Annotated in this window: 13 protein-coding genes and 1 riboswitch; of the genes, 11 read left to right on the top strand and 2 right to left on the bottom strand. The window is 28.2% G+C overall.

The annotated features are described in order from the left end of the window. Nucleotides 1–229 precede the first annotated feature (229 nt). On the top strand, nucleotides 230–1,150 hold the full coding sequence (locus ACTG45_RS12760; RefSeq protein WP_479919102.1) for a 5-bromo-4-chloroindolyl phosphate hydrolysis family protein: 921 nt from the start codon (nucleotides 230–232) through the stop codon (nucleotides 1,148–1,150). A gap of 114 nt (nucleotides 1,151–1,264) precedes the next feature. Beyond that, nucleotides 1,265–2,422: a toxic anion resistance protein gene (locus ACTG45_RS12755; RefSeq protein WP_021385209.1), complete on the top strand. Its 1,158-nt coding sequence runs from the start codon at nucleotides 1,265–1,267 to the stop codon at nucleotides 2,420–2,422. 143 nt (nucleotides 2,423–2,565) lie between these two features. On the opposite strand, the gene ACTG45_RS12750 is transcribed toward ACTG45_RS12755, so the two are convergent. Beyond that, complete coding sequence (locus ACTG45_RS12750) at nucleotides 2,566–4,065, bottom strand: IMP dehydrogenase (protein WP_021385196.1); 1,500 nt, start codon at nucleotides 4,063–4,065, stop codon at nucleotides 2,566–2,568. A gap of 811 nt (nucleotides 4,066–4,876) precedes the next feature. On the opposite strand from ACTG45_RS12750, the gene ACTG45_RS12745 reads away from it, so the two are divergent. The 9 genes from ACTG45_RS12745 to ACTG45_RS12705 all read left to right on the top strand — a co-directional run bounded on the left by ACTG45_RS12745 (nucleotide 4,877) and on the right by ACTG45_RS12705 (nucleotide 19,745). Then, a complete protein-coding gene (locus tag ACTG45_RS12745; RefSeq protein ID WP_479919101.1) occupies nucleotides 4,877–6,298 on the top strand; it encodes a PTS mannitol transporter subunit IIBC in 1,422 nt (473 codons plus the stop codon). 25 nt (nucleotides 6,299–6,323) lie between these two features. After that, a complete protein-coding gene (locus tag ACTG45_RS12740; protein WP_234781121.1) occupies nucleotides 6,324–8,462 on the top strand; it encodes a BglG family transcription antiterminator in 2,139 nt (712 codons plus the stop codon). Between the two features lie 28 nt (nucleotides 8,463–8,490). Next, nucleotides 8,491–8,913 (top strand): PTS mannitol transporter subunit IIA, encoded by a 423-nt coding sequence (locus ACTG45_RS12735; RefSeq protein WP_021385085.1) that lies wholly within the window; start codon nucleotides 8,491–8,493, stop codon nucleotides 8,911–8,913. Nucleotides 8,914–8,931: 18 nt separating this feature from the next. Further along, the gene (locus tag ACTG45_RS12730) at nucleotides 8,932–10,080 is read left to right on the top strand and encodes a mannitol-1-phosphate 5-dehydrogenase (RefSeq protein WP_479919100.1); all 1,149 of its coding nucleotides are present in this window, start codon (nucleotides 8,932–8,934) and stop codon (nucleotides 10,078–10,080) included. Nucleotides 10,081–10,184: 104 nt separating this feature from the next. Further along, a riboswitch (purine riboswitch) is annotated at nucleotides 10,185–10,286 on the top strand. A 181-nt stretch (nucleotides 10,287–10,467) separates the two neighbouring features. After that, complete coding sequence (locus tag ACTG45_RS12725) at nucleotides 10,468–11,040, top strand: xanthine phosphoribosyltransferase (protein ID WP_021385179.1); 573 nt, start codon at nucleotides 10,468–10,470, stop codon at nucleotides 11,038–11,040. Between the two features lie 64 nt (nucleotides 11,041–11,104). Then, on the top strand, nucleotides 11,105–11,755 hold the full coding sequence (gene fsa / locus ACTG45_RS12720; RefSeq protein ID WP_003423115.1) for a fructose-6-phosphate aldolase: 651 nt from the start codon (nucleotides 11,105–11,107) through the stop codon (nucleotides 11,753–11,755). Nucleotides 11,756–11,892: 137 nt separating this feature from the next. Beyond that, nucleotides 11,893–14,817 (top strand): sigma 54-interacting transcriptional regulator, encoded by a 2,925-nt coding sequence (locus ACTG45_RS12715; protein WP_021385120.1) that lies wholly within the window; start codon nucleotides 11,893–11,895, stop codon nucleotides 14,815–14,817. Between the two features lie 716 nt (nucleotides 14,818–15,533). Further along, nucleotides 15,534–17,819 (top strand): bifunctional diguanylate cyclase/phosphodiesterase, encoded by a 2,286-nt coding sequence (locus ACTG45_RS12710; RefSeq protein WP_479919099.1) that lies wholly within the window; start codon nucleotides 15,534–15,536, stop codon nucleotides 17,817–17,819. Nucleotides 17,820–17,825: 6 nt separating this feature from the next. Beyond that, the gene (locus ACTG45_RS12705) at nucleotides 17,826–19,745 is read left to right on the top strand and encodes an extracellular solute-binding protein (protein WP_479919098.1); all 1,920 of its coding nucleotides are present in this window, start codon (nucleotides 17,826–17,828) and stop codon (nucleotides 19,743–19,745) included. A 306-nt stretch (nucleotides 19,746–20,051) separates the two neighbouring features. On the opposite strand, the gene ACTG45_RS12700 is transcribed toward ACTG45_RS12705, so the two are convergent. Beyond that, entirely contained in the window at nucleotides 20,052–21,530 is a 1,479-nt protein-coding gene (locus ACTG45_RS12700) for an arylsulfotransferase family protein (protein WP_479919097.1), read from the bottom strand. Between the last annotated feature and the right edge of the window lie 285 nt (nucleotides 21,531–21,815).

Here is a 21,815-nt window from a genome sequence, read left to right as displayed (position 1 = left end):
TAAAAATAAAAATGAGGGAACTTAAATTTAATTAAAGTTAAGTTCTCTTATTTTTATATGGAGTTAAATATAAGTATATTTTTGATTTAAAATATGCTTATATTTAAGTCTATTACTTTATTTGAAATAATTTGTAGAAATTCAAATTCCTTGACAGTAATAAGTAAGTAATTGTATAATCAAACTGCAATATATTAATAATATTAGTGAAAATGAAAGGATATAAACTATGTATAAATCAGAAAATTTTTCCAAAAAATCTGTGTTAATAAATTCATTTTTAAGTAAATTTTTAAAAATAGTTGGATGGGGCTTAGTAGGTTTGTTTACGTTATCAGCTCTAGTACTTTCAACTATTTCTATTATAATTGGATGGGCTGTAATACTTCCTATTCAAGTATGTGCAGTGTTTTTAATTATAGGAGGAGTTTGTATCTTTAAAGGTAAGAGATTAGGAGACCAAATTTCTCGTTATAAAAAATATTGTACAATCATAAGTAATAGAAATATTATTCCAGTAGAACTTATTGCCGAAAGTACATCTAAATCACTAAATTTTATAATAAAAGATGTGCAAAAAATGATAGATAAAAACTATTTTATAAATACTTATATTGATAAAAGAAGTAATCAAATTGTGTTGACAAATGAAGATTTCATTCCACCAAGATATGAAGATGTAGCATATGAAGTCAAAGAAGAAGAACAAACTGATGAGGTTAATGAAGTTGATACAATTATAAATAAAGGAATGGATTATTTAACACAAATAAAAGAAGCTAATAAAAATATTAAATCAGAGTCAATGTGTAATAAAATTGTACAAGTAGAGGATGTTACAGGGAAAATATTTGATGTTGTAAAACATGACCCATCAAAACTTACTCAAATACAAAAATTTATGGACTATTATCTTCCAACGACTTTAAAGCTGTTGAATTCATATCATACATTGGAAGAGCAAGGTATAGACAGAGAAAATATAACGACAACTATGGAAAGTATTGAAAATACAATGAGTACAATCGTAATAGCTTTTGAAAATCAATTAGACTATCTGTTTGAAGATGAAGCAATAGATATCTCTACAGACATTACTGTTTTAGAGAACATGTTAGTTCAAGAGGGATTAACGAGTGGTAAATTTTAACTTCAATATAAAAAATATTCTGTTATTTTTGAACAATTAAGTAGTCATAAAGTAAAAAATATGTGACATATAAGTTAATCAGTACTTTATAAAGGAAGAGGAGAGAAAGATATAATGAATAATCTAGATGATATACCAGTTATGCCAACTTTAACACTTGACCCATTTGGAGAAGAATCAAATACAAGTGATATAAATAATTCTGATATGTTAATGAAAAAGGATGAAAAAGACCCAGAAGAAGAAAAATTGTCTGAATCTGAACGTAAGATGGTAAAGGAATTTGCAGAAAAAATAGATATTACAAATACAAATATGATTTTACAATATGGAGCTGGTGCCCAAAAAAAGGTGGCAGGATTCTCTGAAACAGCTTTAAAGAGTGTTAAAACTAGAGATTTAGGAGAAGTTGGAGATATGCTTACAAATCTAGTTACTGATTTAAAAGCATTTTCAGCAGACGAAAAAGAACAGGGTGGTTTTTTAGGAATCTTTAAAAAGGCAAATAATAAAATTTCAAATCTAAAAACTAAGTATGATAGCGCAGAGGTAAATGTAGACAAAGTAAGCAAAGAACTTCAAAAACATCAGGTTAAAATATTAAAAGATATAGCTATGCTTGATAAGATGTATGAGTTGAACTTAGCTTACTCAAAAGAACTTACTATGTATATTATAGCAGGGAAACAAAAGTTAAAAGATATGAAAGAATACGAAATGCCAAAATTGAGAGAAAAGGCTAGATTATCTGGCTCAACAGAAGACGCTCAAGCTGTGAATGATATGGTTTCACTTTGTGACCGATTTGAAAAGAAGATTCATGACTTAGAATTAACTAGAATGGTATCGCTTCAAATGGCTCCACAGATAAGACTAGTTCAAAATAGTAATAATTTGATGGCAGAAAAGATTCAATCAACTATAGTAAATACAATTCCATTATGGAAAAATCAAATAGTACTTGCTCTTGGAATTTCTCACTTAAATCAAGCTATGAAAGCACAGCGTGAAGTTAGCAATATGACAAATGAGCTATTACTAAAAAATGCAGAAACTCTAAAGATGGGAACAATAGAAACAGCAAAAGAATCAGAAAGAGGAATTGTAGATATAGATACAATTAAGAAAACTAATCAATCTTTAATATCAACTATTGATGAAGTGGTTAAGATACAACATGATGGTAGAATAAAGAGACAAGAAGCAGAAGTTGAACTATCAAAAATAGAAAATGAACTTAAAAGCAAGCTTCTTGAATTTACAGTTAAATAAAAGAGTATATTAGAAAAAGGGTGTCTCAAAATAAACTTTTTAGTTCATTAGGCGCTCTTTTTGTATGAAATAAATATATTTTTATAATTTCAACAATAGAAAAGAAGCTTATCTCTGTTTCGAGACAGCCTCTTTTATTTATATTATAAATTTCTATTATCCTTTAACATAACATCATGAGCTCCACCTTCAACTATACTAGTAGAAGATACAAGTGTAAGCTTAGCATTCTTTTGAAGTTCAGGTATGCTAAGAGCTCCACAGTTACACATAGTAGAACGAACTTTACTTAAAGAAAGAGTTACATTGTCCTTTAAAGAACCAGCATAAGGTACATAAGAGTCAACACCTTCTTCAAAAGAAAGTTTCTTATCTCCACCAAGGTCATATCTTTGCCAGTTTCTAGCACGTGCAGAACCTTCTCCCCAGTATTCTTTCATATAACTACCATTTATATTAACTTTGTTAGTTGGACTCTCATCAAAACGAGAGAAATATCTACCAAGCATTATAAAATCTGCACCCATAGCTAAAGCTAAAGTTATATGATGGTCATAAACGATACCACCATCAGAACAAATTGGAATATAAATACCTGTTTTTTCAAAGTACTCATCTCTAGCTTGTGCAACTTCAATTATAGAAGTAGCTTGTCCACGTCCTATACCTTTTTGTTCACGAGTAATACATATAGAGCCACCACCAATACCAACTTTAACAAAGTCAGCACCAGCTTCAGCTAAGTAAAGGAATCCTTCACGGTCAACTACATTTCCAGCTCCAACCTTAACTGTATCACCATATTTTCCACGAATAAAATCAAGAGTTATTTTCTGCCATTCAGAAAAACCTTCTGAAGAATCTATACATAAAACATCAGCACCAGCTTCAACTAAAGCAGGAACACGTTCAGCGAAGTCTCTAGTATTGATACCAGCTCCAACTACATATCTTTTAGAAGAATCTAAAAGCTCAAGTGGATTTTCTTTATGAGAAGAGTAATCTTTACGGAATACCATATAAACAAGATTACCGTTGTCATCAAGTACAGGAAGAGAATTAAGCTTGTGGTCCCATATAATGTTGTTTGCTTCTTTTAAAGTAACGTCTTTGTTAGCATAAACTATGGATGACATAGGAGTCATAAATTCACTAACTTTGGTATCTAAATCCATACGACTTATACGATAATCACGACTTGCGACAATACCTAATAATTTACCAGTTGAAGTCCCATCTTCAGTAACAGCAACTGTAGAATGTCCAGTTTTTTCTTTTAATTCAAGTATGTCTTTTAGTGTATTCTCAGGTTTAATATTTGAATCACTTACAACAAAACCAGCTTTGTGAGATTTAACACGTGCTACCATAGCAGCTTCACTTTCAATACTTTGAGAACCGTATATAAATGAAATACCACCTTCTTTAGCAAGTGCAATAGCCATCTTGTCATCAGAAACAGATTGCATAATAGCAGAAGTCAAAGGTATATTCATATAAATATCTGCTTCCTCGCCTTTTTTAAATTTAGTAACAGGTGTTTTCAAACTTACATTAGCAGGTATACAATCAGTAGAAGAGAAACCTGGAACAAGAAGGTATTCACTGAAAGTATGTGATGGTGTATCAAAATAAAACGCCATTTTTTAATCACTCCTTATATTTTTATACTTTTTATAATTGATAGTATTAATTATAACTTATTCTTTAATTTTATTAAAGTATTTTGTCAAATATTGAGATTTTTGAAAAATTTAAACTATTTTCATTAAATTTGTTTAATATATATTGCTTTATAGGGTAATATTGTATAGTAGCTAATTAGAAATTAATATTTAGTTATCCATACATTATACTTATACACTTTATGTTGACAATATTGACATAGAGAGTACAAATATCAAAAGCACAGGTCAAATAAGTCTATATTAGTATATCCAAAAGTACCTCTAATAAAATTATTTAATTGAATTATTATTGGTTTTTCTATTAAAGTTAATTAATCACAAAGTAATGAAGTTATTCTAAGTATAAGTAACTTTAAAATAATAATGTTCTCACAATTAAGTAAATTATATAGAAATAATAGAAGAATATATATAATTTACAGAGTGTTTCTTTGTCAACAGTATCTAATCTAATGTATAAAATTATTAAATAACTTAAAAATACTAATATGTTTTAAAATACTACAGAAAAAAATATACAATATATAATAAAAAAGAATATTATAAATTTAAATATTTTATAAAAATAGTATTATTTGTAACACTAGATACTCTAAAGTACTACATAAATAAAGTTAAACAAAAACTAAAATGACAAATGTCATTATCTTAAGTGACATAGAAACGATTTCTTAAAGTTGTTACTAGAAAATATAAACTCTATAATAAAAGTATAACAAAAGGGAATCATATCGATATAGAATATAATTCAAATGGAGGTAAAATTATGAGCAGTTCTAATCAATCGACAATAAAGACATCTATACAGCGAATAGGAAAATTTTTAAGTGGTATGGTAATGCCAAACATAGGAGCTTTTATAGCATGGGGCCTTATAACAGCATTATTTATACCAACAGGGTGGATGCCTAATGAGAAATTAAGTACAATAGGTGACCCAATGATAAAATACCTTTTACCACTGTTGATAGCTTACACTGGTGGTAAAGCAATAGCAGGACAAAGAGGTGGAGTAATAGGTGCAGCAGCAGCGATGGGCGTAATCGTTGGAGCTGATATACCAATGTTTATCGGAGCTATGATAATGGGACCATTTGCAGGATGGATAATCAAGAAATTCGATAAATTTGTAGATGGTAAGATACCAACAGGATTTGAAATGTTAGTAAATAACTTTTCAATAGGTATAATAGGTATGCTTCTTGCAATATTAGGATTTTATGCAATAGGGCCAGCAATAGTAGCAGGTACAGCTCTTATAGAATCTGGAGTTCAATTTATAGTTAGCAAAAGTTTATTACCTTTAGTTTCAGCATTTATAGAGCCTGGAAAAGTATTGTTCTTAAACAATGCAATAAATCATGGTATATTAGGACCTATAGGTATAGCTGAAGCAAAAGAAGCAGGTAAATCTATAATGTTCTTATTAGAAAGTAACCCTGGACCAGGTTTAGGAGTTCTATTAGCATACTGGATGTTTAGTAGAGGAAGCGTAAAACAATCAGCACCAGGAGCTGTAATAATACATTTCTTTGGTGGTATACATGAAATATACTTCCCATACATCTTAATGAATCCAGTTTTAATATTAGCTACAATGGCAGGTGGAGCAGCAGGAATATTAACTTTCTCAATACTAGGAGCTGGACTTGTAGCAGCACCATCACCAGGAAGCATATTTGCACTTATGGCACTAGCACCAAAGGGAGAGTTACTTCCAGTCTTAGCAGGGGTTGCAGTGGCAACAGCTGTATCATTCTTGGTAGCAGCGCCATTTGTTAAGAGAGCTTCAGCAAATCAAAGTGAAGAAGATGGTACTTTAGAAGAAGCTAAAGCAAAAATGAGTGATATGAAATCTGCAAGTAAGAATTCTGATAAAAGTGTTGAAGAAAAGCAACTTGAAGTAAATGAAATTAAGAAGATTGTATTTGCATGTGATGCGGGAATGGGTTCTAGTGCAATGGGAGCTTCTAGATTTAAAAATAGAATAAAAAATTTAGATTTGAATATAGAAATTACAAATTCATCTGTCGATAATCTTCCAGATGATACACAAATAGTAGTAACTCATAATACACTAGTTGAAAGAGTAGCTAAGAATAATTCAAGTGTTGAGATAGTTTCAATAAACAACTTTTTAAATGACCCAAATTTAGATACATTATTTAAAAGATTAGAATCTAAATAAAAATAAAAAGTACCACTGATTAGGAGTGGATAATTTGAAAAAAAAGAAGATTACATCTAGACAAAAAAAGATAATACTAATGATAGTAGAAAATTCAAAAAAAAATATTCCAATAACTATTTCTGAGATTGCAGGAGAGTTGGATTTAAGTTCAAGAACTGTACTTAGAGATATGTCTGGAATTGAAAAATGGTTTGATGAAAATGATTTTAATTTTGTAAAAAAACCAGGAGTTGGATTGATTTTAGAAGAAAATATAGAAAATCAAAATTTTATAATCGAGTTGTTAGAAGAAGAGAAAATAGAAAAAGAATACAGTAAGGAAGAAAGAAATTTAATTATATTATCAAAGCTACTAATTTCTAATGAGCCAGTAAAATCTTATTATTTTGCAAAACTATTAAAAGTATCTGAAGGGGTATTGAATAATGATTTTGCATTAGCAAGTAAATGGTTGGAAAGATTTGATATTGAGCTTGTTAGAAAACCAGGGCTTGGTGTTTACCTAAAAGGTCAGGAAAAAAGCTTCAGAGAAGCATATGTAAATCTTATATATGATTCATTCAATGAAAAAGAAATATTAGATATGGTCAGAAATATAAGTGAGAATATACAGACAGATAAAGCAATAGAAATTTTAAGTGAAAATAGACTTTTAAACTTAATGGATAGATGCATAATAAGAAAAGTTGAAAGTACATTAACAAAGAAGCTTTCAGATTTAGATGTGAATTTAGCTGATAGTGCATATATAGGTCTTGTAGTTCATATTTCATTAGCTTTACAAAGGATAAAAAATGGTGAAAATATAACTATGGACAAAGAATTTCTAAAAGAATTATCTATGACAGAAGAGTTTAGATTAGCCCAAGAAATCGTAAATGGTATGGAAATAGACTTTAGTATGGATATACCATTAGATGAGGTTGGATATATAACCATGCACATCAGAGGTGCAAAGCAAAGGTCATCTTCAAATCATAAAGCCTTAAACTTAGATGATATAGAAGTGATGGACATTACAAACAAGATGATAGATTTAGCTGAAGATGAATTTAAAATAAGTCTTAAAAATGATGAGAGATTGTTTAAAGACCTAGCAAATCATTTAGGACCTTCTATAAATAGATTGAATATGGGATTAGAAATAAGGAATCCTCTTTTAGATGAAATAAAAAGTAAGTATTCATATGCCTATAATGGAGTTGAAAAAATTTCTAGAATAATAAAAGATAAGCTAAATATAAATTCAATACCTGAGTCTGAAATAGGGTATATTGCAATGCACTTTGCATCAGCTATAGAAAAAAATCTAATGATGTATACTAATATAAATCTTGTTGTAGCATGTCCTACTGGAATAGGGACATCAAGATTCTTATCAACTAAGATTGAAAATAAGTTTCCAAACTTAAATATACTTGAAACCATCTCAGCTATAAATATAGATGAAGATTATTTAAGGGAAAAAGATGTGGACTTAATTGTGTCTACAGTTGAGTTAAATACAAACTTAGATTATATATGTGTAGGTCCATTTATGAGCTTAGAAGATGAACAGATAATCAAGGAAAAAATAAAGTCTATAGCTCAAAATAAACTAATTAATTTAAATGTAAAAAACGATACTAAAAATAAGAATAAAGTTTATGAGCAGATAACAGAAAGCATGAATATAGGAAAAGATATTCTTCAATTTTTAGAGGAAGTTCAATTTGAAAAATTTAAAAGTAAAGATTTAAGTGAGCTTATTGTAGATTCATCAAAAATATTTGCAAAGTCTAGTGAAGATAGAATATCTATAAAAGAAGCATTAGAAGAAAGATTAAAAATCTCAATTCCATATATAGAAGAATCAAAAATTCTATTATTACATTGTATGAGTGAAAGAATAGATATTATGAAGTTAGCAATAATAAAGTTAGAAAACAAAATCATGCTAGATTCAAATGAAGAAATTGATAATGTAGTTTTTATGTTGCTTCCTAAAAATTCACCTAGCTATCAGAGGCAAATAATGAGTGAAATAAGTGGTTCACTAATAGATAATATAGTTTTTACTAATAAGATAAATAAATTTTATATAGAAGAGATGATATTAGAAGTAAAAGATATAGTTTTTAATTTTTATACAAACAGATTAAAAACATTTATAGATAAATAAAATTATATTAAAAAGGAAGGTTGATATTATGAGTAAAGTATTAAATGAGAATAATATATTTTTAGGATTAGATAGTGTTTCAAAGGAAGAAGCTATAACTTTAGCAGGAAGAAAATTAGTTGAAAATGGGTATGTAAAAGAAGAATATATACCAGCAATGTTAGAAAGAGAAAAAGTAATGACTACATATATGGGAATGGGTGTTGCTATTCCACATGGTGTAAATGAAGCTAAAAAAGAAATTTTATCTTCAGGAATAGTTATATTACAATTTCCTAATGGAATAGATTTTGATGGAGAAAAAGCGTACTTACTAATAGGGATAGCTGGTGTTGGAGATGAACATTTAGAGATATTATCTAATATAGCAATAGTTTTAGACGATGATTTAACAGAAAGACTAAAAAATTCAAATGACAAACAAGCTTTCATGGAAGCTTTTGCCAACTAATCTTAGGAGGAACTTAAAATGAAAAAGGCAATTCAGTTTGGAGCAGGAAATATTGGAAGAGGATTTATTGGAGGCTTATTAGTTAAATCAGGTTATCATGTAGTATTTGCTGATGTAAATGAAGAAATATTAAACGCAATAAATAAAGATAAAAAATACACTATACACATAAGGGATGTAGAATGTATAGATGAAGTAATTGATAATATAAGTGGAGTTTCATCTATAAAAGAAGAAATAATAGATGAGATTGTAGAGGCTGAAATAATAACTACAGCAGTTGGACCTTTAGTTTTAACTAAAATAGCTTCTACAATTGCAAAAGGTATAAAGACTAGAAAAGAAAATGGATTAACAGATAATCTAAATATAATAGCTTGCGAAAATGCAATATATGCAAGTTCTTCTCTAAAAGAGGAAGTTATTAAGTATTTAAGTAAGGAAGAAGTGGATTATTTAGAGATGTATGTTGGTTTCCCAAACTGTTCAGTTGATAGAATAGTTCCTCCAGGTAAAAATGAAAATCCTCTTGATGTAACAGTCGAAAATTTCTATGAATGGAATGTTGAAAAACAAGGATTTAAAGGAGAGATACCAAACATAGTTGGAATGAACTTAGCTGACAATCTTATGGCTTATATTGAACGTAAGTTGTTTACACTAAATACAGGACATGCTATAACAGCTTATATAGGCTATTTAAAAGGATATAAGACTATAGAAGAAAGTATAAAAGATGAATACATTTGTAATATAGTTAAAAATGCTATGATAGAAAGTGGAGAAGGATTAATTAAAAAATACAATTTTGATTCCAAAGCACACTATAAGTATATTGATAAGATTTTAAATAGATTTAAAAATCCATATCTTAATGACGATGTAGTTAGAGTTGGAAGAGAGCCATTAAGAAAATTAAGTGACAAAGATAGATTGATTAAACCTTTAATTACAGCAAAGTCATATGGATTATCAGTTGACAATTTGATTCTTGGAATAGGTGCAGCACTTCATTATAATAATAGTGAAGATGCTCAAAGTGTAGAATTACAAGAGTTGATAAAATTGAATGGGGTAAAAAAAGCCATTGCTAAAATATCTAATATAAATGATGATGAACTTTTAGATAATATTGAAAAAAGTTATACATTTATGGAAAATTTATAAATTTGCTTGAAAAATTGAGTGTTGATAAACTATTTATGGTATATTATTCTACACAGTTTGAATTATTTGTTGAATAATAGAGAATTATAATATATAATTAAAAAGAATAAATTAATATATTTACCTGTATATTTTTGATAATACGGTTCAAATGTTTCTACTAAGCTACCATTAATAGCTTGACTACAGGAGTGAAGAAGATATAGTTTATACTTATTTTAAATTATATATTAAGTTAATTACTTTGAATTTTAAGCTCCTGTCTATGATATAGACAGGAGCTTTTTTAGTATTTTAATATAAAATACTAGTAGTATAGATAGTAAAATTAGAGCAAATATAATTTTTTTATTAATATAATTTTAGAAAGGGTTAGGTGGGAGTTCAATGAAGGCTTTACAAGAAAAGATATTGAGAGAAGGCAGTGTTTCAGGAAATGACATACTAAAAGTTGATAGCTTTTTAAATCATCAAATTGACGTAGCTTTTTTAAATGAAATAGGAAGAGAGTTCAAAGAGAGATTTAAAGGAGAAAAGGTAGATAAAATATTTACAATAGAAGCTTCAGGAATAGCTATAGCATCAATTGTTTCGCAGTATTTTGATAATGCACCTGTAGTATTTGCAAAAAAATCGGAATCTAAAAACTTAGATAAAGACGTGTATGAAACTAATGTATATTCATTCACTAAGGCTAAGGAATACTCAGTTAAAGTTTCTAAAAAGTATATAAACAAAGGTGAAAAGATACTGATAGTAGATGATTTCTTGGCAAATGGAAGGGCTGCTCTTGGTCTTAAAGATTTAATTGAGCAAGCAGAAGCAAACTTAGTTGGAGTAGGAATTGTTATTGAAAAAGGTTTCCAAGCTGGAGGAGCACTTTTAAAGGCCAATAATGTAAGATTAGAATCTTTGGCAGTAGTAGAATCTATAGATAATGGAACTGTAAACTTTAGATAATTTATGATATTATATACTTGTGTTTAGCACATATTTTAATTATGTAATTATGGAGGATTTTTTTATGAGATTTTTTATAGACACAGCCAATATTGAAGAGATAAAAGAAGCAAATGATTTAGGTGTGATATGTGGAGTGACTACCAATCCATCACTAATAGCTAAAGAAGGTAGAGATTTTATAGAGGTAGTTAAAGAAATAAGCGAAATAGTAGATGGACCAATAAGTGCAGAAGTAATAAGTTTAGAGCATAAAGGAATGATAGAAGAAGCAGAAAAATTATCTAAGATACATAAAAATATAGTTATAAAAATACCTATGACAGCAGAAGGATTAAAAGCAGTAAAAGTACTATCAAGTAAAGGTATAAAAACTAACGTTACACTTATATTCTCTGCCGGACAAGCTCTTTTAGCTGCTAGAGCTGGTGCTACATATGTAAGTCCTTTTGTTGGAAGATTAGATGACATATCACAAAATGGTCTTGATTTAATTGAAGAAATCGTTGACATATTTAGTGTAAATAGTATTGAGGCTCAAATAATAGTTGCTAGTGTTAGAAATCCAATACATGTTTTACAGGCTGCTAGAATGGGAGCAGATATAGCAACAGTTCCTCTTAAAGTTATAAACCAAATGATTAAGCATCCTTTGACAGACAAAGGAATAGATAGCTTTATGAAGGATTGGGAAGGTGCTTCTTTAAAATTATAATTGTAAAGTGTGATTATAAGTATATTAAAGTGGCTATTATGGAAATTCTAAGTAATAAGGCTAGGCTATTTTGCCTAGTCTTATTTTGGTGTATAATATATTGAAATAGATTAATTTTTTAAGTGAGGAGGCGAAAAATGGATAAAATATTAAGAGAAATACAAAGAGAAGATAAAAAAAATCCATATACTGACCAAGAACTTGCTGAAATGTTAGACGTAGCTAGGTCTGAAGTTATAGCAGTCAGAAAGAAGAATAATATTTTAGATTCAAGAGAAAGAAGAAAAACAATATTAATAAAAGATATATCAAAAATTGTAAGTGAAAACCCTCATATGTCTGAAAGAAAAATAACTGAGATATTAATAGAAAATGGATATAACATATCAAGAAGTGCAGTGTCCAAACTGTTAAAAGAAGAAAATTTGAATCAGTCAAAGAGTGGTATTAAAGATAAAGAACCAGCATCATCGGGAAAGCATGTAAAGGTAAGTAAGGCTGTAGAAGAAGATGGATTTGAAGACTTGATAGGTATAAAAGGAAGCCTAAAAGAAAAGGTAAACTTAGCTAAGTCAGCAATAATGTATCCTCCTAATGGTCTTCATACTATAATATATGGAGAGACAGGTGTAGGAAAAAGTGAACTAGCTACATGTATGTATAAATATGCTGTAAAAAACAATATCAAAGAAGAGAACAGTCCATTTATAGTGTTTAACTGTGCAGATTATGCAGAAAATCCTAATTTATTGATAGCTCAACTTTTTGGAGTAGTAAAAGGTGCATATACAGGAGCCGATGCAAATAGAGAAGGTCTTGTAGAACAAGCTGATAATGGAATTTTATTTTTAGATGAAATTCATAGATTGCCTGCTGCTGGGCAAGAGATATTATTTTCATTAATAGATAGAGGAGAATTTAGAAGGTTAGGAGAAAGTAGTTCTACTAGAAAGGCAAATGTTCTCATAATAAGTGCTACAACAGAAAATCCAAATTCTAATTTACTTCAAACATTTAGAAGACGTATACCAATGGTAATAAATTTACCTAATATGAGTGAAAGACCGAAGTCTGAAAGATATGAAATAATAATAAAGTTTTTTGAAAGAGAAGCAAAACGAGTAAACAAGAATTTTATAATAACTAAAGAAGTTATGTGTGCACTTATGAATTATAAGTGTACTGGAAATATAGGTCAGTTAAAGAGTGATATACAAGTAACCTGTGCTAGGGCTTTTAGCAAATCAATATTTTCTAGCGATAAGGTAATTATAGATTTAGATAGTTTAAGAGATTATATAAAAAGTGGATATTATGATTGTAATTGTGAAAATGAAAAGTATTCTGAGTTCTCAGTTGAAGATATATATATAGATATTAGTGAATTGGTTAGTGGGAAAAATAGAATTTTATCAGATAATGAGATAAGTGAAATATACAATTATGCAGAAAAAGAACTTAAGGTTCTGGAGAGTAAATGTTTTTCTGAAGAAGAATTAAAAAATGCATTTATAGAAAAGTTAGATAAAAAGTTTAATGCTATTAAAAATAATAAAAACTTGTCTGACAGGAGAAGTAGAATAGACTGGGGTGGACAATTAAAAGAGTCTACACTAGAGATAATGGATAAGGTAATAATATTTATTAAAGAGCAGTTTAAACATGTAAATCAAGGGCTATATTTAGCTCTAGCAATTCACATCGAACATGCTATAGGTAGAATAAAAGATGGTAAACCTATAATAAATCCGAGTTTAGATAAAATAAAAGCATCAATGCCAATGGAATATGAGTTATCCAGATATATAATGGGTATAGTAGAAGACTTAACACAAGTTACATTTCCAGAAGATGAACTTGGATATTTAGCTTATTATATAAATAAATTTTGCTATAATGAGGAAAGTATAAAAGATAAAGTAAAAGTAGTAATAGTTACACATGGTAAAGTCGGTATTGAAATGTCTAATGTCGTAAACCATATTCTTGGTATAGAATGTACATTGGGTATAGAAATAGCACTTACGGATTCACCATCAGAAGGTATAGAACATGTATTAGAGGAACTTCGGAAGATAGAAGCTAGAAAAGGGATTCTAGTCCTAATTGATATGGGTTCTTTAGTAATTCTTGGTGATGAGGTTGAAAAAAGACTTGGTATTAGATGTAAAACCGTAAACAGAGTAGATACATTATTGGCAATGGAAGCAGGAAAACTTGCAACTATTGAAGGAAAAAGTTTAGATGGGATAATAGCGGATTTAAAGAAAAATAAAAATTATGCCATGATAAATACAAATAAGTTTAGTTATAGAAAAAATGAGTATGGGAAGAAAAATGTAATTATTACATTGTGCTTGAGTGGTGTAGGCACAGCTTTAAATTTAAAGGAGCATATAGAAAAACAAATTAAGGAGTATGATACTTCAATTGAAGTAAAGCCAATTGCTTTTTTAAATAATAATTTAGAAGAAGAGTTAAATGATATTGAAACTGAATATAATATTATTGCTATCTGTGGAACTATTGATATAGATTATAAAAATGTACCTTTTATCTCTTATAACGAGGTACTTGGAAAAAATGGTATTAATAAAGTTTTAGAACACTTAAATAATAAACAACCAGCTTTAAATAGTGATAATAAATTGGATAATTTAATACATGAAGATTTGATTTTATACAATTTTGAAGGAATTTCAAAGGAGTATATAATTGATACTCTTGTTTCAAAGCTTGAAGAAGGTGGATATGTAGATTCAAAGTATATCTTAAGTGTATATAAAAGAGAAGCTATGGGAAGTGTTGTAATGGGCTCAAAGGTAGCTGTACCACATGGTCTTCCAGAAAACGTTATAAAGCCTGCAATAGCCATAGCAAGATTAAATAAACCTATTGTATGGGATAATAAATTTATGGTAGATTTGGTAGTATTATTAGCACTTAAAGAAAACAATAAAAAAGAAATACGAAGCTTGTTTTCAAAAATTAATGACCAACATACTTTAGAGGTTCTATTAAATACTGAAGATAAAAATGAAATAAAAAAGATATTAAGTTAATTTTTAATATAAAAATGTAAAAATAAGGACAATTGATTTTAGTATGAGTTTTAAAATGGATTATTTTATCTAGTCAATTATTCAATATAAGGTTAATACCTTAAAATCAGCTTATTTGGTTTTATAGTGTTAGCCTTTTTTATTTACAGATAACTCAGTATAAGATAATGTTTATTAATATTTTTGTCATTTTATTTTTATAGTATTGTTATTATATATTAAAACATAAATATAGCACTAAAATATAAGTACATAGTAAGATTTTTGGTATGTTTAAAGATATGTTGCACATAGGTTTTAAAAAAAATCAAGATATTATTATATATAAATATAAAAAATATCTAAACTATTCCAAAATTAAAATATAGAAGCTATAATAAGGATAGGTTGCTATATTAAAAAATTAATTATTAATTATTTCTAATAACTAATAGAATAATTAAACCATCTTTTATAAATTGATAAAAATGGCTATCAAGTGTTTATTTTTTAAGGATTGATTATTATGAGATTAGTAATGAAAATACAATAATTTCCTATTTTCTTAAGTAATAGAGGGTAGTAGAAAATAACATTCTTGTATAAATAAAAATATTTAAATTATTATTAATCTAAATTTGTATTATACAATAACTTACTTGAAGCTTAAGTTAAATTCGAAATTTTAAAATTATTCATACATATTTAGATTTATTATTCAAGGGGATATATATTATATGAGTGTAAAAAGAAAAACATTAAACAGCGCACAAATGGTTAGAACAATAGCGATAGTATTCATAGTTATATGTTTTTTTATGGGTATAGTATGTTTTAAATACTATTGCAAATTGAGAAATACTGTGCAAGAAGAAAGTAGTAACTATCTTCAAGAAATATCTAATAGAATAGGGAGTAATGTGAGTAAGATTATTGATGACAGTTACTCTATATTAGATACAATAGCATTAATGATAAAAAATACAAATATAGATTCTTTTCATAAAGCAAAGCCTATGATGGATTCTCAAAAAAAATATTGGAATTGTCAAGATATTATGATGATTGATGAAAATGGAGTTGCATACAATTCTGATGGTAAATCAGTATCTCTTAGTAGTGACACATACCTTCAAGATGCTGTCATAAATAAGAAAGAGTCTATGTCTACATCACAAATGATAGATAATAAGGAATGTATAGTTTTTGCTGTACCACTAGATAGTGTGGTTATTGATAATAAAAATATAGTTGCACTTGCAATAAGTTACTCTCCTGAATCTTTTGATAAAGTGTTATCTATGACTTCATTTAATAATCAAGCATATTCACATATTATCAATAAAGATGGTACTGTTGTAGTTCGTTCGTCATCTCCTATTGCTGAAAAAACAGGGTATAATATACTGAGCACTATAAGTCAATCTAAGTTAGACTCTAATAGTGATTTTAATAAGATGAAAAATGATATAAACAATAATCTTAGTGGGCAAGTAGGATTTAAATTAAATGGTTCACATGAATATATGGTATATATTCCTATTGGACAGGAGGATTGGTACTTGTTAACTTTTGTGCCAGTATCTGTAGTAAATGCAAAGTCAAACTTACTGTTGAAGATTACATTATTATTATGTGGTTTTATAACACTAGCATTTGCAATTCTTACAATAGCTTTGATAATATCTTTTTATCGACATAAGAAGAACTTAGAGTATATTGCTTATGTAGATACTGTAACTAGAGGAAATACAATACAACGATTTTATAATATCTCAGATGAATTATTGAAACAATCATCTGAACAACATGCACTTGTATATATGAATATTGAAAAGTTTAAAATGCTAAATGACCAGTTTGGAAGAGAAGCTGGAGATTCTATATTACGTGGAGTATATGATGGCATAACATCTCTTTTAGCTCCTAATGAATGTATGGGAAGATTGTTTGCAGATAACTTCTGTATACTTATAACATATAGTGAAGACACTTCTCTAACTAAAAGATTTGAAGATTGGTATAATGCCATAATGAAAAATTCTGGAAAGTATGGGTTTGAATGGGCTTCTCTTTCTATGCAGTTTGGTGTTTTTATAATTACAGATACTTCTATGGAATTTCCATACATGGCAGACCGTGCAAAGCTTGCACTGCGTGATTCTACAAAAGATTTTAAAAATAATAAGATAAAGTACTCGATTTATAATGAAAAAGTTCGTCAACAATTAGTACGTGAAAAACAATTAGAAGATATGATGGAAAGTGCCTTAGAAGAAGGAGAATTCCAAGTATATCTACAGCCTAAATATATGACTGAAAATGAAAAAATAGGAGGGGCAGAGGCATTAGTCCGTTGGATTAGTAAGTCAGAGGGAATGATTTATCCAGATGCATTTATCCCATTATTTGAGAAAAATGGATTTATTGTAAACGTAGATTTATGGGTGTTTGAAAATGTCTGTATGACTTTGCAAAGATGGTTTGATGAAGGTAAAGATTTAGTAAAAATCTCTGTAAACTGTTCAAGGATTCAATTAAAAGATGAAAAATTTTTAGATAAGTATTATGAAATTTTCTCACGTTATAATGTACCTTCACAGTATATTGAGATTGAGCTGACAGAAAATATGGTATATGAAGACACTGAACGCCTATCTGCCATTATTGATGAAATTCATTCAATGGGATTTGGATGTTCTATGGATGATTTTGGAAGTGGATACTCTTCATTAAATCTTATACAGGATATACCTGTAGATACATTAAAATTAGATAAGATATTTTTTAGAAATACTAAAAACAACTATGGTCGTACTAAGTCTGTAGTAAGTAGTATCATTGGTATGGCGAAATCACTTTCCATGACTACTGTGGCAGAAGGTGTTGAAGATTATAATCAAGTAAAAATGCTAAAAGAAATAGGTTGTGACTATATTCAAGGTTATGTATTTGCAAAACCAATGCCAATTTCAAATTTTGAAGAACTTTTATTTGGGTTACCAAAAAATGATGAGGAGTGATACTATATGCTACAATGTTTGAAGCTTAAATGTTTAAAACGCTTTTATAAAATCAAACTATCCTTGGTATTAATTTTACTTAGTATTTTTGTAACTTTTATAACTTGTGGGTGTACAAAAAATGAAACAGAAGATATTCTAACACAAAAAGTAACCCAAGATAATCGAACTCCTATTACCATTTTGGTTAAGTATGCTTTTTCAATTAATAATTTTGAAAAGGCTGTTGAAGAAAAGTTTCCTAATATTGATATTGTTCAAGTTGGAAACTATACAGCTAATACTACTCTGGCAGAGGAATATAAAGCACGTCTAGAACATGATGATTTAACAGATATAGTTATGACTTGGCCACTAGATGTAGGAGAGGAATATTGGGATGACCGACTTATTGATTTGTCTGGTATGACTTTTACCAGTAAATATAATACATCTATGCTTAAACCTATTACTAGGGATGGAAAACTTTACTATTTACCAGGTCCTGCAACTATACGTGCTATTGTATATAATAAAACGTTATTCAAAGAACATGGTTGGGATGTACCTAAAAATTATAATGAGTTTATTGAACTATGTCAAAAAATTGAGAAGACAGGTATACGTTCATTACAATTGAGTCTTGGAAATAAAGAAGTTTTAGAGACGCCATTTATTGGTTTTAACTATGCAAATAGTTTTAGTAAACCTGAAGATGCTAAGTGGCTTGATAATTATAATAATGGAAATGGAAGTTTTGGCGACCAATTTAATACGTCTCTAGATGTTTTTCAAGAACTTATCCAAAAAGGTATACTAAAGAAGAATGATTTAAACCTACATTATCAAGATAGCCAAAACATGTTATTTACTCGTAAGTGTGCTATGACAGAAGATTCTAATTTATTGGCACGTTCAGGTTTTGCTCAAACTGGCTCTACTGATGAATTTGCACTGATGCCATTTTTTAGCCCTGGAGAAGATGGAGATTGGGCTAGATTATATATGGTTTGTTACATTGGTCTTAATAAAAATTTAACTGAATCAAAAAATAAAGAAAAATATGATTTAGTAATGCAGTTGATGAATTATATTAGTACGCCTGAAGGGCAAAAAGCATTGTCTAGTGATGCAGGTGGTATGTTCTCAAGTCTAAAGGGAATGTCATTACCAAGTGAACCTGAGATAGAACCTTTATTGCCAGCTTTAGAACATGGTAGATATGCTGTTTTTCCTACTTTTAAAAATACACAAGACTCGTTGCGTGATGGTCTTGCTGGAATGATAAATGGAACTTTAGATAAAAATGATGTTATAAAAATGGTGGATAAACAGAGCACCCTTTCTTCAAAAGCTGTAAGTCCTAAAATAATTGGAAATGCTAAAAAAGATTTCTCTATGATTGAAACAGGAAATATTATAACAGATGCGATGCGTGCTAAAAGTGGATGTGAAATTGCATTATTTTTAGATAATGGTAAAGATGGACGCTATAATGGTAAAGGAGTTAGTGCTAAGCTTTATAAAGGTGATATTACTACAACAGATATACAACGAATATTTCCTGATTTAAAGCATGGAGAGACTGGTACACTATGGAAGATAAGTATGACTGGTAAAGACCTTCTTAATACTTTAGAACATTCTATAACTGTGGATAACAATAGTAGTGGATGGTTTTATTATTTCTCTGGTCTTAAAATGGAGTACTCTCCAACAGATAAACCAGGTAAACGAATTAAAAAAATTACAACATCAGAAGGAGATTCTATAGATTTAAATAAATCATATTCAATTGCTGTTATGGACTATAGTGTTCCAGAGAAATATATTAAGAAGTGTGATAAGACGAACATTAAAGTTACTGATATAATAACAGAATATATAGAAAAACAGAAAAGTGTTTCTCCTAGTGAAGACCAAAGGTTTGTAATAGCAAAACCTTAACAACTTAAATTAAGATATATACAAGTAGAAGTTAATACAGGACAGTGAAAATATGTATTATAATAATTTATATAGTCCAAATAAATAGAATTATATAGTGAATATAAGAAATTAAAAACTGTAGGCAGGAAAATACCAATAATATGGTATTATAGTGATTTTCTAATATTTAAGCAGGTGTTATAACAACATAAAAGTTGGCATCTGCTTTTTATATTAAAATAATCCTGCAAGTGAAATAATAGGTTTATTTTACTTGCAGGAGCTGTATTAATTTAAATTGGTATCTATTTCAAGATAAATTTTTTATTGAATCTTATAACATCTATACATACTTTCGCCACTTTTAAATGAGAACTTAAAATAAATTTTGTCATTAGAAAAGTCTTTTTCTATAGCTACTAAATCTTGATTTTCTCCAGCTTTTCCTCCAGTACCAATTAAAAATACTTTTTTATCACTATCTATTTCTTGAACTGAACCCATGTATTTATAGTAGTCATCTATACTGTATGAATGATATTCAGTAACTTTTTTATTTTCTTCATCCAATTTTATTTTAACAACTCTTGTAGCTTGATTTTTTACACCATTATCATATAGAGTTATATATCCATCTTCTGTAATTCTAGCATTATGTTGTCTTGAGAATTTTTGATTATCTGTTAAGTTAAACTCATCTCCTAATCCTCCTAGTGTCCAAACAATTTCTCCTGTTTTTCTATCTAATTTTATAACTTCATCTAAATTTCTAAATGAACAAATTAAGTTTCCATCACTTGGGTCAATAGTCATAGAATTAAAATGTACATAATCTAAAGCTGAGTCACTTTTGTCGCTAAAAGTATTATTTTCAACACTTTCTGAATATAGTTTCTGGTTGTCAATGCTTTCCCACTGCCATACAACTTTTCCATCTTTTATTTCTTGTAATACACTATTTACCACATAAGGTGAATTCCCCTTACTTAAGTCTGATGAAATATTTGTTGCTTTAACTTTTTGATAACTAGAAACAATGTAGTGATTATCATTTATGTATATAAAGTCATGATTTTCTAATTCAGTGCCCGCCTCTATATTTTCACTTTTTTCCATAGTAATTTTATTTATTTCATTATAATTTTCATCTAAGATTACAAGATAAGTTGGTGAATATCCAACGGCATTTATTCTTTTTGTTGAGTCTTTATCTTGTAGTAAGTATCCATATCTAATTTTTCCATCCTCTGTAGTTATTTTTTTAAAGTCAAAAGGATTTGATTCAACTTCTTTATAAAAAACTATATTTCCATCATTGTCCAATTTAAATACAAAATTATGTTCTTCATTGTGTGTAGTAAGATAATAATCACCATCATAAGGGCTATTTGCAGTAACATTATATTTTAGAAAATTTTTTGAAAGAGAATTTATATAATAATTTCTATATGAATTTTCGTTTTTGTACATAACAGATATTTTTATTTTTGAAGAGCTATTTATTTCTTTCAATTCAAAAGTAGAATTTTTAGATATATCTATTTCTTTGTCATTTATTTTTACGATGCTTGCTTTATCATGACTTTTTATTGTTATGCTATTTTGATTAGTAGAATTAAGTTGCTTTACATTTTGACTATTAAAAATGCCTTCTTTAGAAAGTGTTATATTATAACCATTTATAGTAATATCTAGTGTTGGTTTTGATTTGTTTTGACTTGCAAAGACTCGATTTACAAATAATCCGAAAATGAATAATACACTGCATAAAAATACAATCTTAAATAAATTTTTTCTTTTCATAGTTTACCACCTTTTCATATTAAGTTTTCATATTGACAACTTGATTTTATTATATGAATAAAGAAAATAGATGAATTTATTTATGCCAAAAATGAATTTTATTGGACAATTATATGAAAATTCATTCATATAAAAATAGAATGATAGAGAAAATATAAAAAAGTAAATCATATTTAGAAAGAATAATTACATAAAATTATTATTAAACATAAAAAACCATTAATAAAAAACAAAAAAAACATTTCTGTAACAAAAAAAACCACAAAAAATATAAAAAAGTATGGT

It is taken from the genome of Clostridioides sp. LIBA-7602, assembly GCF_056688945.1.
This window is presented reverse-complemented; position numbering and strand designations above follow the sequence as displayed.

What these genes read in the sequence shown, in the direction of transcription:
- ACTG45_RS12760 (WP_479919102.1), top strand. Translation starts at nt 230, where the DNA reads ATGTATAAATCAGAAAATTTTTCCAAAAAATCTGTGTTAATAAATTCA.
- ACTG45_RS12755 (WP_021385209.1), top strand. Translation starts at nt 1,265, where the DNA reads ATGAATAATCTAGATGATATACCAGTTATGCCAACTTTAACACTTGAC.
- ACTG45_RS12750 (WP_021385196.1), bottom strand. Translation starts at nt 4,065, where the DNA reads ATGGCGTTTTATTTTGATACACCATCACATACTTTCAGTGAATACCTT.
- ACTG45_RS12745 (WP_479919101.1), top strand. Translation starts at nt 4,877, where the DNA reads ATGAGCAGTTCTAATCAATCGACAATAAAGACATCTATACAGCGAATA.
- ACTG45_RS12735 (WP_021385085.1), top strand. Translation starts at nt 8,491, where the DNA reads ATGAGTAAAGTATTAAATGAGAATAATATATTTTTAGGATTAGATAGT.
- ACTG45_RS12730 (WP_479919100.1), top strand. Translation starts at nt 8,932, where the DNA reads ATGAAAAAGGCAATTCAGTTTGGAGCAGGAAATATTGGAAGAGGATTT.
- ACTG45_RS12725 (WP_021385179.1), top strand. Translation starts at nt 10,468, where the DNA reads ATGAAGGCTTTACAAGAAAAGATATTGAGAGAAGGCAGTGTTTCAGGA.
- fsa (WP_003423115.1), top strand. Translation starts at nt 11,105, where the DNA reads ATGAGATTTTTTATAGACACAGCCAATATTGAAGAGATAAAAGAAGCA.
- ACTG45_RS12715 (WP_021385120.1), top strand. Translation starts at nt 11,893, where the DNA reads ATGGATAAAATATTAAGAGAAATACAAAGAGAAGATAAAAAAAATCCA.
- ACTG45_RS12710 (WP_479919099.1), top strand. Translation starts at nt 15,534, where the DNA reads ATGAGTGTAAAAAGAAAAACATTAAACAGCGCACAAATGGTTAGAACA.
- ACTG45_RS12705 (WP_479919098.1), top strand. Translation starts at nt 17,826, where the DNA reads ATGCTACAATGTTTGAAGCTTAAATGTTTAAAACGCTTTTATAAAATC.
- ACTG45_RS12700 (WP_479919097.1), bottom strand. Translation starts at nt 21,530, where the DNA reads ATGAAAAGAAAAAATTTATTTAAGATTGTATTTTTATGCAGTGTATTA.